Below are 26,826 nucleotides of genomic sequence, written 5' to 3' on the forward strand. Positions count from 1 at the left end.
CAGAGTGCAGAGTCATGGTTTTGCAACCGCATTCATGCAAAGGTTGGTGTTTTTCGTACTAAAAACTGTTTTAGAGCACAGGTTAGGAGCATTAAAAGATGGTGACGAAAAAACAAATACAACTATTGCAGCGATCATGGGATATGCTGGGAATGCAAAACCAGGAGATGATGGAGCGTGTTTATTTGAATCTATTTGCAGCTCATCCGGAATACAGAAAACTCTTTATAAAATCACCGCATGACATGAGTATATCATTGGTGCGAACTTTTAATGTGGTACTGACAAGCCTGGAAGATCTTGAGCAGCTCAGGCCTATAATATTTGGAATGGGAATATATCATCATAAATTCAAGCTGTCCGAATCACATTTCATAAGTCTGAGGAAGGCCATTTTGGATGCTATGGCGGTTCAACTTGGTGACTTGATGACCCCTGATATCGAAGATGCATGGGGAATGGCTTTTGATGAAATTGCAAAAATTATGCTAGATGGCATTCAATCGGCATAAAAATTTGCCCCCCTCCCAACTAACCAAGCAGTTTTCACCCAGCTGTTTGAAACAATGCATCTTAATTTCCACCAAGCTGCTACTCAGCCAAGTCGTTTGGGGGCCCGCAGAATTGGTAGGTAATTTGGACCATCAGCGTCTACTTTAGCGACCTACGACCTAGGCATTGATTGAAGATATTTCCACGCGGCTTCGTGATAGACTTGATTCTTCCTTTAGGCATGTAACGATCCCATAGCTTAGAGCTAGCCTCCCAAGGAGCTTGAGCTTCTTTCCCATCCCGATAGAAATGCAGCTTCCCATTTAGCCGCTCTTTATTTCGAAAAGCATACCTCAACTCGCTAGCTGTGATTGAGCGTCCCTCTTTTAGCCCCCCTTCTTTTAAAACAACAGATTCCATATTTATCTCATCCAGTATAAAGTGAATTTTCATATCATCACTGCGAGCCGCCATTTCAATACCCAGTTTGCTTCCTCGCTTCCACAACAACTTATTAGATAGATAGCTGCCCGAAAACATCAATTCGTGCCAATCATACTTTCCATAATTATTAATCGTATGGCTATACACACTATTTATATTGAAATTATTTTTGTCATGACCGATTGAAAAATACTCTTCCCAATGGTGGCCTTTGCTTCCGCCAATGGATTCTGCGGAAAGTGTTTCTATGCCTCCTGGTATCCTTATTTTTTTCATTTGTTTTTTAAATTCAGACGTCACCTTCCCCCCAGGGCTAGGAATTTTAGAAATCAAATTGGGGAGAATTTTTAAGTTTGCCTTTGTTATTTCAGTTGCAATTGAGTTATTATAAACATCGATTACCACCGCTGGACGATCCTGCTCTTGCTTCTGATAATAGTCAGGATAAATATTTGATATGTAAGGGCCACGCGGCCCAGATAGGCCATATATCAGATCGCCTTCTTTAAAATTCCTTTTAATATTTTCCTCAGCGTTCATCCCCAACGAATCCCTAAACCTCACTGGATTATTCCGGCACATCCGATACACATTCAACCCATCCACCACCTTGGCAGGGTCCGCACTCAACCACCGCCCCAGCCAAGGCTGGTAATACCGATACCCGTAGTAATACAACCCGCTTGCATCCCGCTCCTTACCCGAATATCGCACATACTTGTACTTCACCCCGCTCTCCGACTTCGCCGACCGCACAGCCGTCCCTCCATACGGGTAATACTCCTCTCGCGTCAGCACGTTACCCTCCTGCGTCAACTCCAGCAGGCTCGAACCCAAATGCTCATCCATACTGTAACGATATTGATCATTTTCAATCCCTCCCGGCTTACCACACACCCAGTGCAACACCCGCACCTGGTTACACCCCGCCGCCCCCACACAAATTACTTCCAACTGCTCGCTCGGACCGCCCTGCGGTCCGTTCATCCGCAACTCTAGACCCGGCAAATAGATCACCTCCTGGCACGGAATCACCCCTTTAGCCTGCGCCTGTTGAATCTTGCGCACCCGCATACCGTCACCGTTGTAAACATAGCTTTCTCCATCCAACGTGCCACCCCCTCGCGCAATAAGCGTCACACGCTGTAGCTGGTTTAGCCCATTCCAGCTCAGCGCCTGTCCAGTATCCAGGGTCTGCTGGTTGCCACAGCCATCGAAGAGGCTACGCACGTCGTCTGCCGTCAACCCTGACCCACTGCGCACGGCATGGTTGCTGCGGCTAGATACCGTCAACGACCGGGTGTAATTCGCCGCCCCCTGGTGCCGGATCATCGTCAGGTTGCCTCCCACGTCATAGGCATAGTGCCGGGTGTAACGAACGTAATGGGCCGTATTGACCACCTCCGGCGCATCGATGCCGTCGCCGGTGGTGGCATTCTCCCGACCGCTCGCGGCAATCAGTTGATACAGGCTGTCGTAGGTATAAGTTTTGCTGCCATCGGTTTTGCTGTTGTTGAAGTAGTGGGGGAGGACCGCTCCATCAGCAATCGCCGTAATATTGCCTACCGGATCATATTGATAGTGCAGATCCTGCAAGACTGGTCCCACAGCTTTTCGGGCTTGTACTGACACCAGTCGCTGTGTTTGTGGCTCGTAACCGTAGGTGGTCACTACACCATTGCCCGCCGTCTCGCTCAGCCTCTGCCCTGCCGCGCTATAACGTAGTTCAGTCAGCACCTCGGTAGCGTGGGACGCGCCAGCCAACGTTACCGCGCAAGTCTTTAAGCGGCCTGCCACATCGTAGCCGTAGTGTTGTTGGTGGCCCCGAGCATCGCACTGCCATAGTGGTTGATCGTTCACGTCGGCTCGCCAGGCAGTGGTATAAGAGTCAATCTCCAGCATCGACTCCCAGCTGCGGTGCAGGCCACCTGCCCAATCCACTTCCGTGTCTGGTCGCAACAGTCGCCGCTCCTCGAGCAGTGGCCTCCCTTGAAGACTATAACCCTGCGCTGAGAAATCGCACCGGCCTGCCGGGTCATAATGTTGCAGCAGTTGGCCGCGCAAATTACGGCCATCTCTCTCATCTACCGCGATAGCAGGATCGTCGCAGTAGCGCCAACGCTCACACACCCGAGTTGGGCCACCAGCCAAAGTTTCCTCGCGGGCTTTCGGTCGTCCCAGAACATCATAGTCAAAGCGCTGTTCTGTACCGCGCGCATCTCGCTGCCATACGGGGCGACCTTCGATATCGATTAGCACCCAGCTGTCGCCAGCATCGATACTTTCTGTATGCAGCGCCTGGCCGCTTAGCGAACTATGGTATTGAAAGTTCAGCGTCCTGCCACCAAAGAAACGGGCATCGACACTGCTCTGCGCCCCCCCCCGCTCGTCATAGAGGACTCGCAAGATATGCTCAGTGGCATCCACACTCGCAGTGGATCGATAGTAGCTCAGTTGCCGAATCGCCAAGCCGCGGTTATCGAGCACCATGACTTCTGGGGTGTTGGCACAAACCTTGTGGACGCTCATTGGGTATCTCAGAGGGAAGGTAAATTATCGTCTTCTGCCACCTCACACCATGGGAGGTGATGGGGCCGACGTTGATAGTCCTACGCCGTCCCCACTTGTATTTCCCGACTAAGCGGATCATAAAAGTGGCAATCGGAACACCTGTTGCTGTGTAAGTTGATTTATGCTGTTTTTCTCATATATTCCTGCCAACCCTCACCATTGCTCACATTGGCATTTCAACCGGAGGCATTCAACGCCGCCAGGTCCCGCCCTGACGCATGCGGTAGACAAACTCATCTAGCGGCATCGGCCGGGCAATGTAAAAGCCCTGCAGCCAACCAACTCCTAGCCGACTCAGATAGTCAAACTGTTCGGCTGTCTCCACGCCTTCGGCCACTGTCGTCAGGCCCAGCTTGCCCGCCAACTGTGCCACGCTGTCAACTATGTGAGCGGATAGGCCGTCACTGCCGATGCCGGCGACGAAACTCTGGTCTATCTTTAGCCCGCCCACAGTCAACTGCTGCAGGTAAACCAAGCTGGAATGACCAGTACCGAAATCATCCAGCGCCACTTTGACGCCCAAAGCATCCAAGCGATCAAACAACGCCTCTACTTCAGGCGTGATTGCTACCATCTCGCGCTCGGTAAGCTCCAGCGCCAACACTGCGCCGCAAGTGGCCAGTAGCCCCGCCCAATGAAGGCAGTCGCGGTAAAGGCCCCCCTCCTGTAAATGGGCACGGCTGATGTTGACAGCCAAATGGAAATCCGGTGGAAGCGACAATTTACCCACCTTGGCCAACACGGTGTCCATCATCTGCCGCGTCATCTCGACGATCAAGCCACTCTCCTCCGCGTGCGGGATGAAGAGATCGGGCCGAATCAGGCCCTCGCGCGGATGCCGCCAACGCATCAGTACCTCGGCACCGCGCCAGTCCGGCAGCCCGGGCCTTACGATGGGCTGTAGATACCCTTTGAATTCATCATTCGCCAGTCCCCGCCGCAGCTCATCGGTGAAGGAGGCCGGCCGACCTAGCAACCAGTAAAGTGTGGCGCCGGCAAACCCTCCCAGTAGCAGCAGAGTTACTGTCAGCGGCGCGTGTCGCGACCACAGTTGCCGGTACCAAGGTGGCAGATCGTAGCTGGAGCTTACGGTGAATGGGTAACGGCTGGAGCGGCGGACCTCCACCATCTGTCCGCCCACCGGAGGCGGGGCCTTGCCATATCGATGCGGCCCCAGCCACTGTTCACCCACCTGCAGAATTACCTGAATACTGTCGCTAACATCCTGTAGAGCCAGCTGCAGATAACGCCCATCCACCGTTACCACCGCCGCGTCGGTGCCGCGATGCAGTCGGTAGTACAATAGCGATACATTGGGTGTGATCGCATTCCCCGGCAATAATTGCATTCTACCCTGCACAAAATCGCGCTCCGGCATTGCCCAATGAACTCTACCGCTCAACGATGAACAATAGACGTTATTGCCGGCCAATAGCATAGTGCTGCGGATGAAAGGCGTGATAGCCACCTGACGACGCAAGGGGTAAACGACCTTGCCACATGGGCCGCCCGCCAGTGGTAGTAGAACGCGCGCAGCTTCGTCGGCCTGTCCGAGTATGCCCTCTACTAAGCTCAAGCCCTGGTCCACCTGATGCTGCACAAGTGTTTGCAGATCCTGCCGCTCCTGCCATAGCAGCGCTGGCGCAGTCGCCGCAAGCGGCAAGGCAGTGACCAGCAGGGCGAACAAAAGATGTGATAACCGATGGTGACGGCGTAGCTGTAGGGAATTCATCGACTCTCCCCATAATTAATTTCCATACAAAGCCAGCCACGTGGTCTTTGATGATATATTTAAAAAAATAAAAACCTTTAGGATTTGCACGAGACTCAACAGGGTTATATCAAATGGCAGCAATTGCGAGTGACCACACTCTCACCTAAGCCGGTGTTGTGCTTGCTGCATTGTACGGCCGGCACAGTTACACTGTGGATACTCAATTACTCCTTTATTTCAGGTGCTACGCCCGCATATATATATCGCAATATATACATTTTGAATGTCAATGCTTTCTCTCCTGCGCTTCTTTGTTTTAGCTTAGGGCTAGAGCCTCCATCAAGGTGCTCAGCTCGTTGGCAATAGTGAGCAACTCTTCTATGGGCACTTCTTTTCGGCTCGTAATATGATTAAATGTGCCCCCAGCAACAGCCTCTAAGCATTACCGCGTGGTGGTCAGGTCGCCGAGTGCCCGGGAGGAAGGCTTGCGGATGGTCTAGTGGCGTTCATTGAATCTTTCCAGAACTGGCCTTCAGGCGCTTGATAAAGCGAAGGTTGGTCAATATGGCCTTTCTTGACGAGTCCGATGGCCGGCGACAGCCTTTGGGTTGCGCCACATGACCCCGCCAGTCGTTGTTCTTGTCATGTATGATCACTACCGCCACGCTCTTCCACAGCGGGCCGCCCATCAGTTGAAGCACAGAAGACCCTCGACCGTGTGATAACCTAATGAGGGGTTCTCCTCGATCATCGCTTTGATCGGTGTTACCAAGTGCTACTGGAGCATGGATACAGCCTTCTGCAAACGGTAATATACCGTGCGCCGCGGCACGTCAAACCAGCGGCACAACTTGCTGATCGACACCTGAATACCATCTTCTTCCTGTCCCTGCTGGACAGACTCGATTACTTGTCGCCCTCACCCAACAGGCGATTATAATTTTTCCCTGGCGCGGAGCTCCAGCATGGCTTCGCCGTAGGCTTCTTGTAGGTCCTTGATCTGTTTCTTGTACTACTCACGGATCTCCATCGGCTTGTACCGCCACGCATTTGCCATGCCACGCTATGCCCTCATATACCTATTCCTCGACTTCTGATGGTGTCTGATCGAAGGCTCGAGAAGCCTCAGCTACAGTGTTTGCACTGAATAATTTCAGTCACCAGATCGGCTTTACGCTTGGCAGACCAGCGCTTGATTTCGTCTTTCATGGTCATGCTCATCACATGCTCTTGTATGAATTATGATCTTAGCAGAGATTCAGTGGGTCATTGCAATATCCGCCTGTTATTAATACAGAATACCACCACTGAAGTTAATTCATTTCAATGCTGACATTTTGCCCCGGATAGTATTGCACAATTAAGTTTGTTTGCAATTGTTTGGAATGTGCAAACAAACTGTTATTGTATTGATAGGCAATAAGCATCTTGCAGCTGTATCGGACATAGTCTAACTATAAATACACGATAACTTTGTCATTGATGGTTGTGTGGCATCCGTTGTGTTAATTCATTAGAGCTACTCTAAGGTAGGGCTAAAAGGACCGCTCAGAAAATCTGAGCCAAAGTGCATCGATGCAGGCAATGCAAACTGTACAATAAGGAGATGCATGCAAGTCAGGTGTGTTTTTTGCGGGTCCATACAATCTAATTCCAACAACACCCGCATGTCTCGTCGTGAGTGTTTTTAAAATTAATACGCTTTCGTTAGTCGCCGACGCGAAGGATATTTATCGTGGATCTGAAATTTAAGCTGGATTTTTTTGATGATAAAGTTAATGCTTGGCACCACAAGACCGAGTTCGCCGAATTCAAAACCGAGTCTGGCGGTAGCGTTGATATTAAGGGCAAGCTTGTGATGAGATTTTTGCCCACAGACAAGATTGAGAAAGGGGGCATTACATTTGCATTCATTTCCGCGTGGCATGAATGTTTTACCGGCATTGAGGTAGATGATATTGGTGATAGTGTTTTTGAGTGCAAACTTACTCTGACGCCGAAAATTGGTGACTCATTTGAACGTTCACTTAGTAAAGTTCATATCTGTGTGAGCAAGTCTTCCGAGAAGGCTATTGTATGGTCTACTTTCCGCGACTCATTCGCTGCGGCCGCAGACGCGGAGCCCTCTGTTGAGGGGGAGCTGGTCGTTACGTGTGCTCTCGCTCCATCAGGGCTTGAGGCTGCAGAGATGGGGTTGCGTTGGGTTTGCGGCAGCAAATCTGAGTCTCTGTCGCTGAAGTTTGGAGAGTCGAAGTCATTCCCACAGTCCGGCGGGAGCTATCAAATTCAAGCAGCAAGTGAATTGAAAGCAAAAAATGGTGATTTACGTTCGACAGTAGTGTTAAGTGCCAAGGAAATAACTGTAAAGAAAGGGCAATCTACCGAGCCTGATATTGAATTTGGTTCAATTGAGCATAGTTCTACGATCGACACTCTCCCGGGTATCGGCGAGTATCCTGAATTGCATGGTGAAGAAATAAAGATGTACACAAAGGAAGGAGAGGGGGGTTCAAATTGTTTTTTGCTGCATTCCAGCGATGTCCAGTATGACTACCACAAGGTGGTATTTGACAAAAATATAATGCATGTAAAGGATGGCTCGAAGGACGATGTCTCGCTCAACATTACCGGTTTGGCCTCGAGGGCTGTCAAAAAAATTTTTACCTTAAATCTTATTATTTCTGGTTTTGCATTTAATATAGGTTAATATGTTTTGTGTTTTTGGGTGCGTTGTTGATTGTGACAGCCAAGTGCATGTGATTTTTATTTTATTGTAATGCCATTTATTCATCAAGTGGAAGTTGATGGATCGCAACAAATTGCTCGTGGCGATTAAATTGAAGACATACTTAACTTAAGGATATTGTCATGAATATCTATATTGGTGGATTGCAGTGCGCATCTGGCCAAAATAAAGACTTCCCAGTCAGAAACAAGCTACAGAGTGTTGTTGAGTACGCTCAAGCATGTCTGAGCGATTCATGCCGAATTGTTATGGATGCTATTTCTATTGCCTTAAAAAATAAAGATCGGTCATGCCCGATGTTCTTTACGCTTCCTGAGTTTTTCTGGAATATAAAGTGGTCTGATGTTTATAGCGCAAATGAAATTTCACAATTGTCGGACTTCTATCTCGACAACCTTTCCGATAAGGTTGGTTTGATATTGAGAGAAATGCCCGCAGATGTTTTTGGTAAAGTAATTTTATTGGCTGGAACTGCTGCCACTCTTATTCAAACGAAAGAAGGACTCTATGAGCCAATCAATTATTGCCTTATTGTAGACAACTTCAGTGGGGTTGGAGGCACTCCTTCTACGGTGTCGGCATTACCAAAAAGAAACACATCAACGATAGATTTTGGAAAGCCAGATGCTGTGGATGTTGATTATTACATTGCCAATTTATCCAATTCACTCCACATTCCTATTTTAAACAAAAGCATGGTTGCTTCAGAGCATAACTCAGCCGAAAGCTACGGAGAGCAACTAAATAACAGATTGCTTGATGGCTGCCCCTTCAGCATTGATATCTGCTTAGATTACGAACGCTTGGATTTTGACGAGCAAAAGAAAAGTTTAATGAATGCCAATACCAAGATTGATTTCTTATTGGCGTGCGGCATGCCTATAAATGAAAATCATAGATATCCCGACTCAGTTCAGTACGCGGCGCGCAATGATGGTGCCAGCGATGGAAAAATTGAGTTTTTTTCTGTATCGAAGAATCGTATTTTCCAGAAAATCACCCCTGAGGTCTTGATTCCCCCTGTCAACTTAGGGAAAAGCGCCCTTGTTATGGCGAAGTTGGATATCCGATGAATGACAATTGGATGGCAGGTATTCCTTCAATAAGGAGCGCTCAAAGCGCGCGGATCGTTAATGATCTGGCACGGTACTTCGTGTGGCAAGCGTGGGCGTACCCCAGGATTTAGCGATGCTGCCATTCAAGTCTGTCTGGCGATCAAATGCCTGTTCAACCTTGCGCTCCGTCAAGCTGTGGACGTGGAGCAAAGCCTGTTCAGCTTGGCGGGGTGGGTTGGCCTACGCTGGACTACAGCACAGTCAGCAAGCGACAGCAGTCACTGCAAGTGGTGATTCCATGCCGGCCGACCACGACGGGTTTGCATCTGCAGATCGACAGCACCAGCATCAAAGTGCGGGGTGAAGGCGAGTAGAAAACAAAGAAGCTTAATGCGTATGACAGTTAGCATTTCGATAACGTCTTCGATGGCTATCCGTTCGAAGCGTAAGAAGCTCTGCTTCAGCGGAATGGACTCCAGCACCGGATTCAGCGCAAGGGGTAGATAAAAAACCGCTATCGAATATCTGCGGCGACATGACCAGCATATCGTGATTGAGCTGATGGGGTACAAAATAGTTCACCTTAAGTAAATTTACGCTTTTTTTGCTAGTGGTGGTGAGCATGGTCTAATATTATTTATAAGCCATAGTAAGGAGCAAAGTCATGAGTTATTACCAAGCAACAATTCAATTTGGACACTTTCCTCACTTGGAAAGAATCGAGGTATTACTTTCCAGTGGAAAACATTTCATTGGTGACTCCGCGGGCATCGGCCCACCCGATGGATGCATGTCGACTGGCGGTATTATGGTGAAAGGCCCCGACCAATCACTTCAAGCCACTATTTTTTTTCATGCACAAACATCGGCTACGTCTGTAATAGTTTATTTTTTAGATAAAAATAAAGAAATTATTGCAACATTCAATGGCGACTCAATAGCATATAAAACTGAGTTTGATGGAGTTGGCATGTGGAACTGAGGAGTTGCCATCCGCTTATCAACGAATTGATGCGGACCCCTCACGAAATCAATCCTGGCGGGTGGGTTGCAAACATTTATCCTACTCACTCTGAATCACCGGCAAGCTTCACGCTGAATTCGTGGCTGCCTTGAACTTGTGCTTCTGTCGGCTCCGAATACTCATCTCGTGTCTTCCATAATCCCATCGCAACCAAATCCAGTTGCAAACTGGCGCATACCATAGATTTTCCTCATCTTGCCCGTCGAGGGGAAAACGAACAATCATTGGGCAGTCTCGGCACGGGTGTAGCACGACAACAAGGGCCAGGTGATGAGGGCCTTCCAATCTTACTTCATCAATGCTGGCAATACGTTGCCGATCGCAGCCTGCCGATATGCGGAAGAGCATTTTTATGACCCGCTGGGTCGGGAACGCTTGGTGAAAACTGCCAAAGGCGGTCATAGACAAGTGCATTGCTACCCCTAGTTTCGGCTATCGGAGGAGGAGAATGATCTCGCTCTCCCATGTATAATCTAAGCACAGCCGCTTAAAAGGAGAGGGAGAGATTGCCTCCTCCCCAGTTAGGTATCAGAAGTTGAGGAAAAGCATCATGGCGACTACTCCTAATCTGTGTGTGAACACACCAGACCTCACAGTGCTGGGCCCGCAGGGTCAGACTATCCGCCAGTTGCGCTACCATCGGGCCGAGGCTGATCAAGCTGCAACAGAGCGCATCGAGCGGCACGCCTTCCACACACTAGGCCACCTGCTTAGCAGCCAAGATGCACGCTTTTTCGCAGAGGCGGCGGGGACCTGCAACTTCCGTTATCACTCTTCGTTGAGCGGTCAGGTGTTGTATACGCAAAGCACGGACGCCGGCGAAAGTTGGCTGTTCTGCGACATCGAAGGCCGACCGGTGTGGCAACACGATGCCCGAGGGACTGTCCAGCGCTATCTATATGATGTTTTGGGGCGGCTCACGTCGCGTCAGGAAACCATCGCAGGGGCAGAAACCATCGCCGAATGTAGGGTGTATGGTGAGGCTGAAACCGAAGCCAAGCTGCACAATCTGCGCGGTCAGCTGACCCGGCATTACGACACCGTGGGGCTGCTAGATAACAGCCAGTCAGGCTACGCGCTGAGTGGCAGCCTGCTGGGGCAACAGCGTCGTCTTCTCGAGATCAAAAGCGATTGGCGAGGAGCATGCGAGTCAGAGTGGGAGCAGGCGCTGACTCGCGAGTGTTATGCCACAGTGTGGCAGTATGACTTGAATGGCCAGATACTGATGCAAACTGATGCTGGTGGCCATCATCAGCGCTTTGCTTATGATGTGACTGGCAGGCTGAAAGCCAGTTGGGTGAAGCTCAATGGTGGTCTGGAACGAGAAGTGCTACGTAGTAGCAGTTACAGTGCCGCTGGTCAGAAGCTACGCGAAGAAGCGGGCAACGGTGTGATTACTTCCTACCGTTACGAAGCGGAAACTCAACGTCTGCTTGAAGTCGAAACCACACGGACAGCGGAGGGCGGCCGCAAAACGCTGCTGCAGCGGCTGCGCTATGGCTACGACTCAGTTGGCAACATCCTGTCCATTCATAGCGATGCCGAAACGGCGCGCTACTTCAAGAACCAACAGGTCGCGCCTGACCAAATCTATCGTTACGACTCTCTGTATCAATTGATAGCCGCTAGTGGTCGAGAACACGCTGCCGCCCCCAACCCTACCGATGATCCCGCCTCCCCGCGACAAGATAGCGCAAACTACGTTAACTACAGCCGGACTTATCAATATGATGTCGGTGGCAATCTGACCTCCATCGCCCATCGGGGTGCCGCCAGTTACACCCGCCATTTCACCGTATCCGCGAGTAGTAATCACGCCGTTCCCTCCCGTGCCGGGCTATTGCCAGAGCAAGTGCGCAGCCTGTTTGATGCGGCAGGCAACCAGAAACAGTTGGATACCGGCCAAGTGTTGCAATGGAATGGTCTGAATCAACTGCGCCAAGTGATTACCTCCTTCCGTTCCATCGGTCATGATCGAGAACGTTACCTATATGGCGCAGACGGCATGCGGGTACGTAAGACCAGCTACTCATTGGTCGAGGGAAAAATCGTTCAGCAACAGGATGTGATTTACCTGCCGGGATTGGAGCTACGAACGACAGGTCAGGTGCGGCTACAAGTACTGACTATAGGTGTGGCGGGGCGTAGCCAAGTGCGGCTGCTGAACTGGTTGTCGGAACCGCCTAAGGAAATCGCCAACCAGCAACTGCGTTACAGCCTGGACGACCATCAGGGTTCTAGTCAACTGGAACTAGATAGCCAAGGCGATGTGCTGACGCAGGAAGAGTATTACGCGTATGGCGGCACGGCAATACGCGCGGGCAAGTCAGCATGCGAAGTGAAATTCAAGGCGGTGCGTTATTCGGGAAAGGAACGTGATGCCAGCGGCTTGTATTACTACGGGCTTCGTTATTACCAACCGTGGCTGGGGCGGTGGTTGAATCCGGATCCAGCGGGAACTATAGATGGATTAAACCTATTTAGAATGGCGAGAAACAATCCAGTATCTTTGGTCGATAAAAAAGGACTTATGCCCAAAAATTCGATCAAAAACGAAGATAACACTACACCCAAGAATCGTGCACTTAAGTTACCGGATAACCTGCAGGACCTTCTTACGAAAGAATATTGGATAGACCAACTTGACTCAAAGCAAAAAATAGAAATAGCAAGCCCTAAATTTTGGAATGACAAGTCTAAAAAGACAAAAGAAAGAAGGCTGGAGGATATATTGGGAGGCATTGGCTCGACGCTGTTAGAAAAACTGGACAACCTTAATTTAGAGAGTGGCAAAGGTTTGAGTTTGTTTAGATCCATGTCTAACGAGGAGGCCGCCGCTATCTTGGCTTGGAGTCAGGGTAAGAAAGATGACACTGAGCGTTTGATTAGACGGGGAGGGGTAAGTGCTAAGGAATTTCGCGGAAAAAGTACACGCGATGGAGTCGTTGGTATAATTCCTGTGAGAAACCATTTTGGTGACAAGGGCCAAGCAGAGAATTATTATAATAAAGGCGAGAATAAAATGCTGGAGTTCAAGCTTAAATCAGGGGCGGAAAAGCTTATTTTTTCTACGGAGTATTTGGCAATAGCGAGGGCGGGGAGAGGCGCTTCAAGAGCAATGATCAGCACCCTGGGGGCGGCATTTCCTGAGGCAAGTAAGAATGAGGGGGTGTTGTCTGGATATATAGGGGTAAAGTCAGAAGACCATGGCCCATTTAGCCTGGGGGTTGGAGAGTCGGATCCATCGCGCCTATTGCTTCAATTAATGATAGAGAGTGTTCGTGAGGCGTATTAGAGTCGCTAACAAAACCTGTCGATAATCGTAGGCGGATCAATGAGAAAGTCAGCTTGAGCAAAGCGTAATGCGTATATATCAGCGAGGCAAGAGGTTGCTCTTACCGCTGCTTGGCGTTGTCAGCTTGCCGGCTGCGGTCAGTATCTTCGACAACACTTAGCCACTGGGCGTAGTGGCAATTACAGTTATTTTGCTCATATCGTGGCGTCGTCTCCTGATGGTCCGTGAGGGTGCGCTGCGTCCTCGGCAACGCTGGCCAAAACGAGATTGCCAAAGAAGCCCTGAGAAAAAAGAAGTAAGCGCACCGTCACGGCGGGAGCTGGTGCGCCACCTCGTGGGCAAAGGGTCAATCACAAGCGGGTAGACCGGCTCTATGCCGAGGCGGGTCTGCAAATTCGCAGGCGTAAGCGCAAGAAAATCCCTGTGGCCGACCGTCACCCACTGGCCCGTCCTTTGGCCGCCAATCAGGTCTGGTCGATGGACTTTGTGTTCGACCGGACGGCGGAGAGGCGTGTCATCAAGAGTCTCACGGTAGTCGATGATGCCACGCATGAGGCAGTCGCCATTGTTCCGGAAGGTGCGATGGGAGGTCTGCATCTGACCCGCCTCCTCGACCAACTGGCTAAGACACGTGGCTTGCCCAAAGCCATCCGAACCGATAACGTACTAACTCCAAGTGGTTTGTCCATCGTTAGGCAACACTGATCCTCAGACGAGCAATCGTCTGTAAAAACACTTTTCGACGCACACAGTGCCCCCCCGTGCTTCCACCCTTTGACGGGAATCCCGCTGACCATAATAAACATAGGATCCAGCCAGCGGCTGGCCCTGACCTAACCTAAAACAGCATAGAAGTCCCGGTGGAAGGCCCAAGCATTATCTACGAGGTCATAGTTGCCTCAATGGCCAGCGCGAGAGAGGTCGATCCACCGGGTAAAGCGTGTTCGAAATAGCCTTGATACATGTGGTCCATAAGCCACCCTCGCCATTTTGGCGGCAACGGCGGTCAGCGCCATCCGTTTCCGATCCGCGTCATGGGGTGCCGATGCAAGATAGCGTTCATACTTGCCCCGGAACGAGTTCTCGGTCATACGTACCGCCACTAAAGCCGCCATCCAGAAAGCGTAACGCAGGCGCGCATTGCCCCGCTTGGAAAGCCGCTCCTTTCCTTTCGACTGCCCCGACTGGGACTTCGCTAAGTCCAGGCCACAATATTTGAGGAACTGTCGGTGGTGGCCAAAACGACGGATATCCCCAACCTCAGCCAGAATAATCAGGGCCAAGATGGTTGCGACGCAAGGCAGAGACGACAGGCAACGAAATTCCCAGCGGTCCTGGAGAAGGACCTGCGCCTACTGTTCCAAAGTCCGACGCAGTGCCCTTTCCCGTCTTGTTCACCTTGCGGCCCAGCAATGGCCCTGCGGCTTGCACAAATTCGCTTTCATTCAACGTCAGAATGGCCCCTGGCGTGGGAAATCGTTGCAGAAAGGCAATGAACCATTCGGCGCGCGTCGCTTCCCAATAACGCGCCATTTCGGGAAAGTAGAGAGGCCGGTAGTGATTCAGCAGCGTATCGGCCAGCCGCTTGCGGGCCAAGGCGACCTGGCGATAGGTCTTGGACAGCTCCTGCAAGTCATGGCATCCCGTCAGCAAGGGCTCATGGTAAAACTGCGTCAGGCCCTGTTTGAGCATTTCCAGAATGACTTGAGCATCTTTAGGGTCATTCTTATCCCAAGAGTTGAAACGCGCTTCCCGATAGCGGGCGGCAGCCACCGTCGAAACGGTTGCCACGTCAAAGCCGGCAGCTAGCAAGCGCCATGCTAATGTCCGGTGGAAATTACCAGTCGGTTCGAAGGCAATGCGGCACGGCTGCGGCAATGAGGATAGCAACGCAATGAGTCGATCATGCTCACAGGCTGTCGAAGCCATCTTGAAGCGCTGGCGTCGGCCTTGCGAGGTTTCAATCAATACTGCATGAAATTGTTTGGCGATATCAATTGCCACCCAGGTTTGCGGGCGCACATCATGGATTGGGTCAGCCATCTCAAGCTCCTCCATCGGTTCAAGTCGCTCGGAAAGGATGTGGATCTTGACGATGGTTGACCACTATTCTGCAGGTACTACGGCAAGGAATTCTGCAGCCGCGCGATGTTGACCTGGGCACACGCCCGTGGGGTGCAGCTCTTTTTAATCGAGCCAGGCATGCCGAATCAGAACGCTTACATCGAATCATTTAACGGGCGCTTCCGGGACGAGTGCCTGAACGAACACTGGTTCACCAGCCTGCTCTAGCCAAGAACTGGAACGGCGTTTCAAAACTACATGGCTGTGATTGACGTGATTTTAGCATCGCTCTTCGGGTCCACATATCCAGGAGCTAAATGAGCACTGCTCGCGCCATAGAGCGATAGAGGATCTCTTAGCCACAGCGCAAATTCAATGCCTTCCAAACGATGGTCAGGTGAGCAATCGATAGTCCAGCGGCGCAACAAGTACCCAGCGTTGGCTGCACGCACCTTTACTCGCAGAACGCCGTCGGGCATGCCGTAGTCCATCATCACCACCTCATGCCGTGGGTGCCTGGGATGGGGGACAAGCTCTAGTTCAATAATCCGGTTCCATTGAACGTCTTGATCAACCTTTTCTTTTTCTAATATTGGGCTGTTCTCGAGGAGGACGGGAGTTTCCACCCTGGTAAGGACGAAGTCGCGAAATCCATTGCGTCGCCGGTCGTAAGCTCGAACGTGCCAGCGACTGCCATTGTTCACAAGCGCGATAGGCACAATCTCCCGTTCAGTACATCCGCTTTCAATGGACGTATATGTTGTGCGCAAGGCTTTTCCGCGGTGAATTGCTCGCGTAATGGGGGCAAGGGTTGACATCTGAGGTGTTGTTAGCTCAATGGGAAATTCGCATCGCACCATGGAGCCCAGCTCTTCGCCAATGCCTTCGCCAAACCCGCTTGAGAGGGCCGTCAGTACTCGTTGTGGCGCGTGGTCGAACAGCGGAACGAACTCTTCCGTTGGGCGATATGCCTTATCTGAATTGTCTAATTCTAGGTTTTCCGATGCTATATCGCGATATTGCGCGATGTCCCGCGTAGCGGCCGCAGGTCCTGTGCCGAATCGGTCCGCAACGTCAGCTCGTCGAAGTTCGCCGAGGAAATAGAGTCTGAAATCGATATAAGCAAGCCGTTCTCGCTGGGCTTGAGGCAAGGCAGAGAGGACTTGGTCCCGAACAATGGCTGAGGTATTCATGTAGCAATGATACTTTAAAACATGACAAATTGAAAAATATCGCTTTACGTAACCAAAATGATTATGTAATATGATCTTTAGTGTGACATTAAGATCTCGACTAGATGGGTAGAGATGGCCTCTTTGTAAGGAACTGCAATGATCCGCGAACTAGTTAAGCCCCTTCCTCAACGCAGGGCCTCCACACAATCGTCTGTGCGCTTCTTTCACCTAGTCGATGCAATTGCGCAGGCGCACGAGCCCACGGAGTCACAGTTGGCGGCACTTGAGCGTTCCTATAACAGCACGGGTGACTTTCTTTCTGAATGCCCTGAGCTCAGCGGGCAGCTGGTCCAGATCCATTCTCATGGTTCGCGCCGACTCGGGACGATTGTTCGGCCACTAGACGGCTCCCGCGAAGGTTTCGATATTGACCTGATCGCACGACTTGCCCCGAGTGCGTGGCGCAAGTACGAAGGTGATCGGGGGGCCGCACTTCTACTTGACCATCTACATAGTGCTCTCTCTCGATATGCTTCCGCGCACGGTTTACGGTTACATCGTTGGGAGCGATGTGCCACCCTAGAGTACGCAGGGGGGATGTGTGCTGACATTGCCCCTGTCATCGACGCACCGCTGCTCTACGGTCCTTATGGGGAGACGCACGGTCTGATCCCCGACCGTGAACGACGGCTTTTCAACTCGACAAATCCTCGTGGGTACGCAAAACACTTTGATCTTGCCGCGATGATTTCTCCGAACTTTCATCTCTCGGAGATTTCCACGAAGGCCTTTGATTCTGCAAAACGCGCAGACGTCGTTCCACTGCCTGATGCACAGGAAGTCTTCGGCAGACTGCTGTGTCGGCTGGTTCAGCTTCTTAAGCTACACAGAAATGTTGCCTTTGGAAGCATAAAGGACAAGGATCTAGCTCCGACATCGGTCTTTCTAACGACTCTGGCTGCGATAGCCTACACGACTGAGGCCCCCTTGCCACACGCCAGCCCGCTAGAGTTGCTTTTCGACATTGTTGAACGCATGCCATTGCACTTCGTGCGCCGCAGATTGCCAGATGGATCCGAGGAGTGGGAATTACCCAATCCGTCAGCCCCGACTGACAACCTCGCTGCCAGCATGAACAATTCATCGCGACAAGCTGCGTTCTTCGAGTGGCACCGCCGCTTATTGGAGGATCTCAAACGTATCCTTGACGTGATTGAAAACCACCAAGGGATGGACTTGCTGCTCAAGGCCGTTCAAGTTGCGTTCGGGCCCAAAGGGTTCGCCGCAGTCCAGCAAATGGAAATAGGCCGTCAAGAAAGTAGCCGACAGGCCGGGCGAGCCATCTTGCTCGCCTCGCCGGCAGCCATGCCCATCAGTATTGCAGCCCGCCCGCACACGTTTTTCGGGGGGTGACACCATGTGCAAGCATCCGTTCATTTCGATTCCAACACTACCCGAGCGGGTGATGGAGCTTCGTAACCTCCAACTTGGGGGAGCAAGTCTGATGTTCCTGTCAGGCCGCGGATTGCATTACAGGTTTTATTTGACGCCAAGCGAATACAGTCGGACCTACGAGTGTGAATTGCGCATAAAGCCAGGAGCAATCGCGCCGGAAATGTATGTGCTGAGACCGGATTTGATCGCATTGGCAGGTGATGCGCCGATACCCCACATTTATCCAGGGAAGGGATCTGGCATTCACCTGTGCCTATGGAACCCAAAAAAACGGGAGTGGTCACCGCAGATGCGATTAGCTGAAACGTATCTTGCTTGGACCACACAATGGCTGTGGTACTTTGAAGATTGGCTCGCAACCGGTGTATGGAATGGCGGCGGCGACCACCCCGCACCAAGAAAGAACCGTAGGGATTCGCGAGCTAGAAAGACAAACTTCGGACAGGTTGATCAGTCGTGTCCACGCTACAGCAGCATAGAGCAGCACAGAAACAAAACCTAATAATTCATCAGGGTTCAACATGCCCTATACCGTGCAGGCAGCTTTCAACCAGTTTTTTAACGAGATCAATCTCAGTTGGATCCATCGGACGATTGCCAGCTCCCGACGGAACCACCTTATCGAACTACTTGGGAGAAAATTCCACTCTTAGTCGTCGAATCATTCCAGCAGCATGCCGAAATACACCAATAAGTGGGGACTACCTAAGTCAATCTGATCGGCAAGAAGTGATGAAGCGCTTTGTAACCGCTCGCGACCTCACTGGGACCGCGCGGTATCACACCTATGGCTACAAGAACGATCACCCAACTACCATTAAATACTGGTACCAAGTTTTTGGAGGCACGTTCCCTACTTATGACTAACCCACAAGCTCAACGACTAGACCCTATCCGGGAAAAATATTTCGGGCCCTTGGAACGTACGGAGGTGCTCGGAAGCTGGATTTTTGGCGGGGCCGCGATTCTATCGATCATTGTTGTTGTAGTTGAAAAAACCAGCTTCCCACGCGGCTACAATCTAATTCAGGGAGCTTTTGTTTTGCTCGTCCTAGGCCTTTTTGTGGTTGGACAGGTTAGCCGTCTTTATTTTTCCCCCCGCGCAGAAGACAAGCGCCGAGAGGATTTTCTTTCCAATGCGCTCAATGTCAACCTTACTCATGAGCGTACCATTGGCTACTACAACAATAATGAGTCCATTCTAATCCGGAAAATGGGGCTTAATGTCCTGGAAAATACACATTTTACGAAGGCAATTGCCCTTGAGATGGTGAAGATAGTGCGACTTGTGAGTGGAGTTTACATTGCCATATGGCTTATTCTCATTTTCAACAGAGATACTGACCTTGGCTTAATCTCGGCTGCTGCGCAGGCTGTATTCAGTGAGCAGGTTATCTCCCGCTGGCTGCGCATGGAATGGTTGCGCATTCGGTCGGAAAATATCTTCCGGGAGTTGCATAGAGCTTTCCTATCCAATCCGGCATCACATGTTTTGGATGCTCAAATTTTGGAAGCATTTTCTACCTACGAGGCGTCAAAATTGAGCGCCAGCATCGTGCTATCGACTAGAATTTTCGACCGTCTCAACCCCTCGCTATCCCAGGAGTGGGAGGATATCAAGGTCTCCCTGACACCTTAGTTGGCCATTTAATCGCCCCAGCTTCTCTGTAGTGCTTCGTTGTCAGGCGGGCGTGGGGCCGCTAGCCGTTTGCTGCGTGATGTGATCGGTTATGGCTGGCACTTCTGGAACGACAGGCCGAAAGTGTGAAGCCACCAGATTATGAGGGGTCGTACGCTGATCGTACCTGCGCCACTAGCCCAAGAGCCGCCCGGACAGTAGGAAAGAAAATTTAAAAATGGCTAAAAATGGAACCAAAGTTATTACCGCCCATGTTCCCCTTCCGCAGGCCGAGAAGGTGGACCAAATGGCCGATCGTTTGGAGAGATCGCGTGGCTGGATCATCAAGCAGGCGCTGTCGGCATGGATTGCCCAGGAAGAGGTCCGCAACCAACTAACCCGCGAAGCCTTGGCCGAGGTAGAGGCTGGCAATGTGATCTACCACCAGGCGGTACAGGCTTGGGCGGATAGCCTTGGTACCGACAACCCGTTGCCGGTGCCACGTTGATGCAACTGAAGTGGACAAGCAAGGCGTTCCTCGATCGAATTCGAGCTGCGAAAGGCGACTCCTATGTTTCGTAGTCCATCAATACTTATGAACTGTAGCGACGGGACAAGCCTTCATAGGAAATACGGCCAGTTTTGGCCGGCACCGTGAGTGGCCAGGTGCTATAAGTGCCTGCAACATATGGCCGGCTCCAAGATACACACTCCGCAGTTGTACTTGGTAGGGTGCAGTCAATACGTATTGACTGTCACTGAGAGCCCACCAATATGCAGAAAAGCGAGCTCCCATCACCTTTAAAATTTTTCAGGAAACTCTTCTTGGAAAAGTACTTGTATGTCAAGCTGGGTTTTGTCTTCTACCGCTATTCGAATATTCCATGCCGAGGGGGAGGGCCATAACAGTGTTGCTGCTTGTGCTTGGGGATCCTCGGTTGTGATTGGTGGCTGCTGGCGGACAAGCCGTTCGAGAAATTTCAAGGTGTCGATAACAGCAAGAGCATGTTCGAATGGAGCAGCCACAGAAACATACTTTCGGCATAATGGAGTGGATTGCAAGTGCCGAGGGAAGAATCGCGGAAATAGAAAAGCCACCAGTACATTGATAGGCCGAAGCGTATCTCCGTTTGAACAGGTGGCGTTGTTGGAGGGAACAATAAAGCTATCTGGTTTCGATCGCAAGAGGAGTTAGACTAAACCTAACTCATGGACAAGAAGCTGATTGATCGAGTAGGTTCGACCAGATGCTAGGCCATCAACCTAATTCCTTGTCGGCGGAGTAAGCTGAGTCACCTCGGCGAGAGGAAGAGCACCTAGCCGTTCCAGTTCAATTCGGGATTCGCGATAATTGGCAAAGAATTGAGCCCATTTACTAAACCCGCCCAGTTCCCCAACCGCACGAATCATTGCGACATGTGACGCCGTTAAAAGAGCTACTTGTTGTTCAAGCTCGGCGATTCGCATGTCTTTGTCAGCCAATGCAGCAGAGGTAACGGCCTTAGATTGCTTGGATGTTTTTCCACTCCAGCGCCGATACTGCTCCTGACGTTCCTGATAGTGCGCTAGCAACTTGGAGCGGCCAGGGTGCCTGGTAATCGAAGACGCTGCATTTACCTTGGAGTGGAGACGGGCGATAGCTCGGGCAGTAATGGGCTCATCGTTCGCCAACAGGTCTTCCAAGATCTGCTTCATCTCGGCATCCTCAAATGCTGGTACGGTATTTTCTTTAGGCATCCATCACCCCTGACTTATTGGTTTTTGAAAGATCGGGCCCATCCGGGAAGGGATGTTCGCCACTCTGGGCGGAGAGAATTTTCCTTACCCCTTGCAAGCGATCGGTCGCATGGGCAATCTGATTTTTCCTGCCGATGCTCTTTGATGGGCGGGCCTGAGCAAGCTCCAGCGCAGATGACAGTTTTCCCTCTAGACGAATCAATGCAGCTCGTTGCTCAGGCAAGTTGGTGGCAGAAAGGTGGCGACAACCAGAAAAACACTCCAAATGCTTAGAACACGGATCGACGGTGAAGCTATTTAGGCAATGTCCATATGGCGTGGCATGGAACCCATCAGCTTCAGCTTTGAGATATTCGAATGCTGCAGCATCTCCCTCGGCTGCCTGAATCCGCTTGAAAGAATCTACAATCGGCCCGTGAGCTTTCCCCAAGCTGATCATTTTGGCAACGGTGGTCGCTTTCTCGCCTAAGGCGAACTCAATGTCCTCAGGGATTTCAACCTGCTCCAACTCTTCTGCCAGGCTCCGGTGGTCGTACTCGTAACTTTGGGCAACGCTACGCCGGTTGAAGCGCTTGGAGATGATGGTATCTGCGACACCGAGGCGGAAAAGCTCGGCGTTCTGTAAGTGGCGCAGCATGTGTGGGGTCATCGTCAAACCCCGATCTTGCTCTGTTTCGCCATATTTGGCGAACAGCGAGTTGGAAGAAGTACGCACGCCCAGGGCATCACCAATCAGATTGCTATCCGGGACATTGATCGACATGTAACGGGTGACGTCGCAGATGCTGCCGTTGCGTTCTTCGGCCAAGGAGCGCTTAGGATTCAGAAGCAATAGCTCCCAAGGTTGCAGCACGCCATTCTCCATATTAAAGGGGGCCATATCGGAAACCTTGCTCGGCGTGCGGGCTCGAATATAGGCCTCTAGCTCTCCGACATGCAGGCAGTTCTCGCTCCAGCGCATCCGGGCATCGACTGGAATAGCCGAACCGTCTGCTCGCCGATAGACAATGGTATGATCATTCGTTTCCGTGATAAGACCAAGCCGGTTAAAAAACAAATAGGTGGCGTTGCTCAAGTTTCCTGGAAGATCACGGTATTTTTGCTCTTGGAACAGCTGTAGCTCATGCAGCACAGCACTGTTGAACCCGCCTTTGTATCGATTCGTCCACTCAGTGCGAAGCTCTTTGTCGAGTTCGAGCCAGAACGGATTCCCTGTTAGATATGGATACAACCGGATTACCGGGACCACTTCATCGCTCCGAAACCAGGGCAACAACCGGCCAGTTTCTACCTGCAAGCGCAAAGTTTCGCGCAAAGGCGAGGTGAGCTCGGCCGCGCGATTGAGCAACTCGACCAACAACTCTTCAAACATCTGCGGAACGTACTGCGTAGCCTCAACCAAGATATGGCTGTCACTTTCCGCCGCTTGTTGTTTCTCTGCAAAGTGACGGATCATCAGCGAGCTGGAGATACCTCCTTGACTCCCTGCAGGCTGGCCAGCTCTGTCGCAATATTCTCGACGCCGCTCCCAATCCAGTGGCAACAAGCTAGCTTCACCGACGCGAAACCCGGTGGTAATCAACGTTTTGATGCCGATAAAGCGAAGTTCATCGATAAAGCTCTTTGGCTGCTCGGTCATGACAATTCGAATAAGCTCCCAGAATGCTCGACGCTCCGGCAAACGCTCTGAACGCTTTCGATCTTCTAGATCGTGACGGAGCTCATCCTCGGACTTAAGGAAGCGTGCTTTCCTTGTTTGCCCGACCTTGATTCTTTGGTCAGCCAGGGCAGGGTAGAGTGGTCCTGCCTCGGTGAGGTGGTAGACATCTAGAACCGTTTTTACGATGCCTGCAACCTGGTCGCCTAGCTTGCCGGAAGCTTGAGCTTCTTTACTGATTTGAACTGCGATTCTTACGTCATCATTGACTAGAGCCCATGGAGCCTTGTTTTGTGAGCAGGTAGCAATGACACGCAAAGGACGAATGACATTCTGTGCAACGTGGGAAACCGTATTTCGCTTGGAAAAGAGCTGAATAGTAGTCGCTGCTTTAATCAGGTTCTGCCATGTTGCAGACAACACGAAGGACTCCAGCTCTGTTGCGCCCAAATTAGCTCGATGTTCATTGAGTGCTTTGAGTGCCCTTGCGTCACATCCAAAGTTACGCAGATACATGTAAGGCGGGTGGTCGTCATCGATCAGTTTGTTCAGATTCCAAAGGGACTCGGGGGCGACAGCACCCTTTGCGTCCGTGGGCATGTCCCATTGAATACCCCGATCCTCAGCCAGCCGGCGGCCGAGTTCGATGAATGTCGAGTAATGCCCATTCATTGGGTCACCCCCTGCAACTCGTCGATAACCGCCTGGACCGATGAGATTGTTCGCTGGAGCTGCAGATACGCTGGTGAGTCTTTGTCTCCGCGCGACGATTCGTGAAAGAACCCCACGATACCTCGAAAATCGGAAAGCACCTGTTCATGGATGCGAATTTCATCAATCGGCATGAATTTGTGGCAGCCATAGCAGGCCAGGATAGGGTTTGACGGACACAGGGGTTGTCCACTAGAACAGCCACCGATACCGGCAATTGGGATACCGTGCGGAACACCTGCGATCTGCTGCTCATCTTTCAGCTCGGCCAATTCATCGGGACTGATGAACTTGTCGTGGGCAATTCTTGCTACCTTGGCATAGATGTCAGACAGGCCAAGCGCCTTGTTCACCAGTTCTGCTTGGTTGGCAGATGATCGGTAATACACCAGGCCGGTGGTAATATCGGTGTGTCCCATGAACTCTGCAAGCTCCTCCTGACTGGCTCCCGCATCGACCAAGCGCTGGGCCGCCGTATGACGAAGATCCGTGGCGACGGCCCTTTCTGGCAGGATCTTTTCAAGCACGGCGGCGATGCGGGGTCCAGGAGGCTGCTTAAACGCGTCAAATAGCGGGTCTTTCCCACTTCCTCCTTCTTGCCTGCGCCGCATGTAAAGCTCCCTGATCAAAACCGACCATTCGCGTTTCACCTTGCGCGTCATAGGGGTGGTCTTTGATGCGCTCTTCTGCTTCGCCATGTAGAAAGTGAGGTGCACAGATGAGGAGGCCGGATCATCGTTCCACACGCGCACATCCCGCAGCTTGACCATCGCAATCTGAATCGGACGCATCGCAAACTGATAGGCACACAGTAGCATGCCGATATCGCACAAGGTTGGCGTGTCGACCCGAGTTGGCGTCAGCTTCAGCGTCTCGGCCATTTGGTCCAAGTAACGAACGATCAACGCTTCTTCCTCTGCCAACAGAAAGGCATTGCCTGAACGTACGCTGGCGTACTTATCTTTTGCCGGTAAGGGGAGGGCATGGCCTAAGAAGCCTGCATAGTCATTTGACCAACCTTGCAATCGATGGGCTGCAAGTAGTCTCAATAGTGACTTAGCCAGGAGAAAGGCCGATGCGGGCATTTCTCGTGCTTGCAGTACTGTCCACATCAAGCCTGCGCCGGTTGGGCCGCTAGCTACCAATGCCTCTAGGTTTTGCCGCAATAGATGCTGAGCTCCACCGAAATACATCAGAACAGTTAATGGGCTCAGATCTTGCCCCAATAGGAAGGCAAAGACATGCTTCAACAACAATGCGTGCACGGAATCATAAGAAGAAAAATCGACACCTGACTGTCGGCCTTGAGCAATGATCTCAAACCGCATACTGCTTTCAGGCTGGGGAATCGAGCGTACTATATCCTCAAGCTCATCGTAATAGCGCAGCGAAGAGGGAAGGTGAGGCAACTGCTTGACCACTTCCGCTAAAACGTCGGGATCTGGTTGCGCAATAGGGATAAAAGGGTGTGTTTGCATTGCCAAGGCTTATTTAGGAATCGCTCGTAGCAACTCGACGCGATCATCAAAGACGTCGTTCCAAACTTTGGCCAGGCGATCTTCGAACACGGCGCGCGCATAGCGTGCGGGCATGTCCGAAGCTTTCGACCAGCCAAAGAAGGTTCGCAGCTTGGCGAGAGCGACATCCATCGGGTCCTCTTGGGCGAGAAGCTGATTCAGTCGGAGCACTGCACAGGTGTGACGCAGATCGTGCGGCGACACCGAAGACTTACCCGTTCGATCCTCTAGCTCTTTTAAGACGGCCGCCGGCAAGGCTTGGGTAATTGCCGAAAATGCCTTGCTAATGGATTCGGTCGAGAGTGGGCTGTCCAGCTGTGAATTCAGCAAGAAAGGATGCTCGGGCTTGCCACGAAAATTTTCGGTATAGGTTTGGACGATACCGGCGACCACATCGCTTACTGGAATCTGCCGGATGGAGGTCTCAGTTTTGATGCTGGGGCGTGAATGGCGGGTATCGACGACTTCTTCGTCATAAGGGTTTCCTTGGACGTTCAGCCAATGTCGCTGCCTACCTTGTTTGCGATCAAATGCGGATTTGACGCTGTCGGTGGCTAATAGCAGTACTTCACCACGACGTAGGCCTTGATGCAGCATCAGGATGAAAATCACATAGACCCGCCAGCGAGTCCTCGCTTGCTTGAACGGATTTTGGGATGACTCCGGGTCTAGGGCCTCATATAACGTTTGCACGACCGATGCCGGCAGAGACCGAACCGCCTCGACACTTCGCCTTGGCCTGATGCGTAACTGGCTGTAAAGCAAATTGAGTTGATGCAGTCGCTGCTCAATCGCGGGCAGTTTCCTGTTAGCCGGTTGGCTCTTGGACAGCCAGGTAGTCGTATTGACTATGAACTCCAATCCGGTCTTCCAAAGCAGTTCGTCCGCCCCGGTGATCTCAGGCTGGTTATTAATGGTAACAAACCAAGACTCTAGGATTTCAGCCAGTGCCATGTGATCGATAGCACCTAGGGCGTCATCCAAGGCTCCAGGGCCGCGAAGCTGGTCAGCATGGCAATACAAGCGCTCGATATGACGCAACTTTTTGACGCGGGTCGTATCCGCGAGAGCGTTCAGGTTCATCACCGACCATATGGTGGACCAATAACGTGGCAAGTTGCATTGATCGACTAGCAGTGCCGAGCGCAGCGAGCGCGGCAGCCCGGCATCCCAAAGCTCTGTGAACAAATCAAATCCCAGCTGTTGATACGGCAGACGTCAACGTCCATGCCTAGTGTAAAGAGCTGCCCAGACTCTCGCAATGCCAAATGACTTGTCAAGCCAGATGTGCTGAGAGTGGCAAGCGTCGGATGCCAAGTTGATGAGAGCTGGACTGTGGACATCGGTAGGGAAAGTGCGGATGAAGCCGTACTGGGATGATGCACCTGCGCCTGTACACACTCACTCAGTCTGTAAGGTGTGCAACATGAATAGATAAAAACCTACTAGATGTTCAGTAAAGTGTTGCAGTAAAAATCACAGAAAATCCAAGAATTGCGCAACACACAAAAACTTACCAGTTCTTCGCATAATGTATATTATGTCAAATCT

Annotated in this window: 16 protein-coding genes and 4 pseudogenes; 12 read left to right on the top strand and 8 right to left on the bottom strand. The window is 51.3% G+C overall.

Annotated features, from left to right (window positions below):
* The first annotated feature begins 98 nt into the window (after positions 1–98).
* A complete protein-coding gene (locus HA052_RS18825; protein ID WP_166453085.1) occupies positions 99–512 on the top strand; it encodes a globin domain-containing protein in 414 nt (137 codons plus the stop codon).
* A 139-nt stretch (positions 513–651) separates the two neighbouring features.
* On the opposite strand, the gene HA052_RS18830 is transcribed toward HA052_RS18825, so the two are convergent.
* Both HA052_RS18830 and HA052_RS18835 read right to left on the bottom strand, forming a co-directional pair.
* A complete protein-coding gene (locus HA052_RS18830) occupies positions 652–3,465 on the bottom strand; it encodes an RHS repeat-associated core domain-containing protein (protein ID WP_166453086.1) in 2,814 nt (937 codons plus the stop codon).
* 232 nt (positions 3,466–3,697) lie between these two features.
* Positions 3,698–5,239, bottom strand: a complete 1,542-nt coding sequence (locus HA052_RS18835; RefSeq protein ID WP_166453087.1) for an EAL domain-containing protein — start codon at positions 5,237–5,239, stop codon at positions 3,698–3,700.
* Between the two features lie 1,717 nt (positions 5,240–6,956).
* Between HA052_RS18835 and HA052_RS18850 the strand changes: the two genes are divergently transcribed.
* The 6 genes and pseudogenes from HA052_RS18850 to HA052_RS18875 form a co-directional block, all read left to right on the top strand.
* Positions 6,957–7,928 carry a hypothetical protein gene (locus HA052_RS18850; RefSeq protein ID WP_166453089.1) on the top strand — a complete coding sequence of 324 codons (972 nt, stop codon included), beginning with the start codon at positions 6,957–6,959 and terminating at the stop codon, positions 7,926–7,928.
* A gap of 161 nt (positions 7,929–8,089) precedes the next feature.
* Positions 8,090–9,040 (top strand): hypothetical protein, encoded by a 951-nt coding sequence (locus HA052_RS18855; RefSeq protein ID WP_166453090.1) that lies wholly within the window; start codon positions 8,090–8,092, stop codon positions 9,038–9,040.
* Between the two features lie 36 nt (positions 9,041–9,076).
* A pseudogene (locus HA052_RS27725) lies at positions 9,077–9,393 on the top strand (transposase); the annotation flags it as partial.
* A gap of 293 nt (positions 9,394–9,686) precedes the next feature.
* The gene (locus tag HA052_RS18865) at positions 9,687–10,004 is read left to right on the top strand and encodes a VapA/VapB family virulence-associated protein (RefSeq protein WP_166453092.1); all 318 of its coding nucleotides are present in this window, start codon (positions 9,687–9,689) and stop codon (positions 10,002–10,004) included.
* 592 nt (positions 10,005–10,596) lie between these two features.
* Positions 10,597–13,341 carry an RHS repeat-associated core domain-containing protein gene (locus tag HA052_RS18870; protein WP_166453093.1) on the top strand — a complete coding sequence of 915 codons (2,745 nt, stop codon included), beginning with the start codon at positions 10,597–10,599 and terminating at the stop codon, positions 13,339–13,341.
* Positions 13,342–13,677: 336 nt separating this feature from the next.
* Positions 13,678–14,004, top strand: a pseudogene (locus HA052_RS18875) (DDE-type integrase/transposase/recombinase); the annotation flags it as partial.
* A 217-nt stretch (positions 14,005–14,221) separates the two neighbouring features.
* Here the strand turns inward: HA052_RS18875 and HA052_RS18880 are convergent.
* Positions 14,222–15,384 (bottom strand): annotated as a pseudogene (locus HA052_RS18880) (IS110 family RNA-guided transposase).
* A gap of 81 nt (positions 15,385–15,465) precedes the next feature.
* On the opposite strand from HA052_RS18880, the pseudogene HA052_RS28365 reads away from it, so the two are divergent.
* Positions 15,466–15,630: pseudogene (locus HA052_RS28365) on the top strand (integrase core domain-containing protein); the annotation flags it as partial.
* Positions 15,631–15,659: 29 nt separating this feature from the next.
* Here HA052_RS28365 and HA052_RS18890 read toward each other — a convergent pair.
* Positions 15,660–16,598 carry a WYL domain-containing protein gene (locus HA052_RS18890; protein WP_166453094.1) on the bottom strand — a complete coding sequence of 313 codons (939 nt, stop codon included), beginning with the start codon at positions 16,596–16,598 and terminating at the stop codon, positions 15,660–15,662.
* A gap of 138 nt (positions 16,599–16,736) precedes the next feature.
* Here HA052_RS18890 and HA052_RS18895 point away from each other — a divergent pair, with 138 nt between their 5' ends.
* From HA052_RS18895 to HA052_RS18905, 4 genes are all read left to right on the top strand, one after another.
* Positions 16,737–17,993: a nucleotidyltransferase domain-containing protein gene (locus HA052_RS18895; RefSeq protein WP_166453095.1), complete on the top strand. Its 1,257-nt coding sequence runs from the start codon at positions 16,737–16,739 to the stop codon at positions 17,991–17,993.
* Between the two features lie 91 nt (positions 17,994–18,084).
* A complete protein-coding gene (locus tag HA052_RS28395) occupies positions 18,085–18,537 on the top strand; it encodes a type II CBASS E2 protein (protein WP_501037521.1) in 453 nt (150 codons plus the stop codon).
* A gap of 357 nt (positions 18,538–18,894) precedes the next feature.
* Positions 18,895–19,674: a hypothetical protein gene (locus HA052_RS18900; protein ID WP_166453096.1), complete on the top strand. Its 780-nt coding sequence runs from the start codon at positions 18,895–18,897 to the stop codon at positions 19,672–19,674.
* Between the two features lie 217 nt (positions 19,675–19,891).
* On the top strand, positions 19,892–20,161 hold the full coding sequence (locus tag HA052_RS18905; RefSeq protein ID WP_166453097.1) for a CopG family ribbon-helix-helix protein: 270 nt from the start codon (positions 19,892–19,894) through the stop codon (positions 20,159–20,161).
* 755 nt (positions 20,162–20,916) lie between these two features.
* On the opposite strand, the gene HA052_RS18910 is transcribed toward HA052_RS18905, so the two are convergent.
* Genes HA052_RS18910 through HA052_RS18925 form a run of 4 tightly spaced genes read right to left on the bottom strand, consistent with a single transcriptional unit; the run spans position 20,917 to position 26,463 of the window.
* Positions 20,917–21,390, bottom strand: a complete 474-nt coding sequence (locus HA052_RS18910; RefSeq protein WP_166453098.1) for a hypothetical protein — start codon at positions 21,388–21,390, stop codon at positions 20,917–20,919.
* Positions 21,383–23,719, bottom strand: a complete 2,337-nt coding sequence (locus HA052_RS18915) for a hypothetical protein (RefSeq protein ID WP_166453099.1) — start codon at positions 23,717–23,719, stop codon at positions 21,383–21,385. Before HA052_RS18915 ends, HA052_RS18910 begins: the two co-directional genes overlap by 8 nt.
* A complete protein-coding gene (locus tag HA052_RS18920; RefSeq protein WP_166453100.1) occupies positions 23,716–25,236 on the bottom strand; it encodes a site-specific integrase in 1,521 nt (506 codons plus the stop codon). Before HA052_RS18920 ends, HA052_RS18915 begins: the two co-directional genes overlap by 4 nt.
* Positions 25,237–25,245: 9 nt before the next feature.
* Positions 25,246–26,463 carry a tyrosine-type recombinase/integrase gene (locus HA052_RS18925; RefSeq protein WP_166453101.1) on the bottom strand — a complete coding sequence of 406 codons (1,218 nt, stop codon included), beginning with the start codon at positions 26,461–26,463 and terminating at the stop codon, positions 25,246–25,248.
* Positions 26,464–26,826 lie beyond the last annotated feature (363 nt).

Source organism: Chromobacterium fluminis (assembly GCF_011602385.1).
Taxonomy (GTDB): Bacteria; Pseudomonadota; Gammaproteobacteria; order Burkholderiales; family Chromobacteriaceae; genus Chromobacterium; species Chromobacterium fluminis.

What these genes read in the sequence shown, in the direction of transcription:
- HA052_RS18825 (WP_166453085.1), top strand. Translation starts at nt 99, where the DNA reads ATGGTGACGAAAAAACAAATACAACTATTGCAGCGATCATGGGATATG.
- HA052_RS18830 (WP_166453086.1), bottom strand. Translation starts at nt 3,465, where the DNA reads ATGAGCGTCCACAAGGTTTGTGCCAACACCCCAGAAGTCATGGTGCTC.
- HA052_RS18835 (WP_166453087.1), bottom strand. Translation starts at nt 5,239, where the DNA reads ATGAATTCCCTACAGCTACGCCGTCACCATCGGTTATCACATCTTTTG.
- HA052_RS18855 (WP_166453090.1), top strand. Translation starts at nt 8,090, where the DNA reads ATGAATATCTATATTGGTGGATTGCAGTGCGCATCTGGCCAAAATAAA.
- HA052_RS18865 (WP_166453092.1), top strand. Translation starts at nt 9,687, where the DNA reads ATGAGTTATTACCAAGCAACAATTCAATTTGGACACTTTCCTCACTTG.
- HA052_RS18870 (WP_166453093.1), top strand. Translation starts at nt 10,597, where the DNA reads ATGGCGACTACTCCTAATCTGTGTGTGAACACACCAGACCTCACAGTG.
- HA052_RS18890 (WP_166453094.1), bottom strand. Translation starts at nt 16,598, where the DNA reads ATGAATACCTCAGCCATTGTTCGGGACCAAGTCCTCTCTGCCTTGCCT.
- HA052_RS18895 (WP_166453095.1), top strand. Translation starts at nt 16,737, where the DNA reads ATGATCCGCGAACTAGTTAAGCCCCTTCCTCAACGCAGGGCCTCCACA.
- HA052_RS28395 (WP_501037521.1), top strand. Translation starts at nt 18,085, where the DNA reads ATGTTCCTGTCAGGCCGCGGATTGCATTACAGGTTTTATTTGACGCCA.
- HA052_RS18900 (WP_166453096.1), top strand. Translation starts at nt 18,895, where the DNA reads ATGACTAACCCACAAGCTCAACGACTAGACCCTATCCGGGAAAAATAT.
- HA052_RS18905 (WP_166453097.1), top strand. Translation starts at nt 19,892, where the DNA reads ATGGCTAAAAATGGAACCAAAGTTATTACCGCCCATGTTCCCCTTCCG.
- HA052_RS18910 (WP_166453098.1), bottom strand. Translation starts at nt 21,390, where the DNA reads ATGCCTAAAGAAAATACCGTACCAGCATTTGAGGATGCCGAGATGAAG.
- HA052_RS18915 (WP_166453099.1), bottom strand. Translation starts at nt 23,719, where the DNA reads ATGAATGGGCATTACTCGACATTCATCGAACTCGGCCGCCGGCTGGCT.
- HA052_RS18920 (WP_166453100.1), bottom strand. Translation starts at nt 25,236, where the DNA reads ATGCAAACACACCCTTTTATCCCTATTGCGCAACCAGATCCCGACGTT.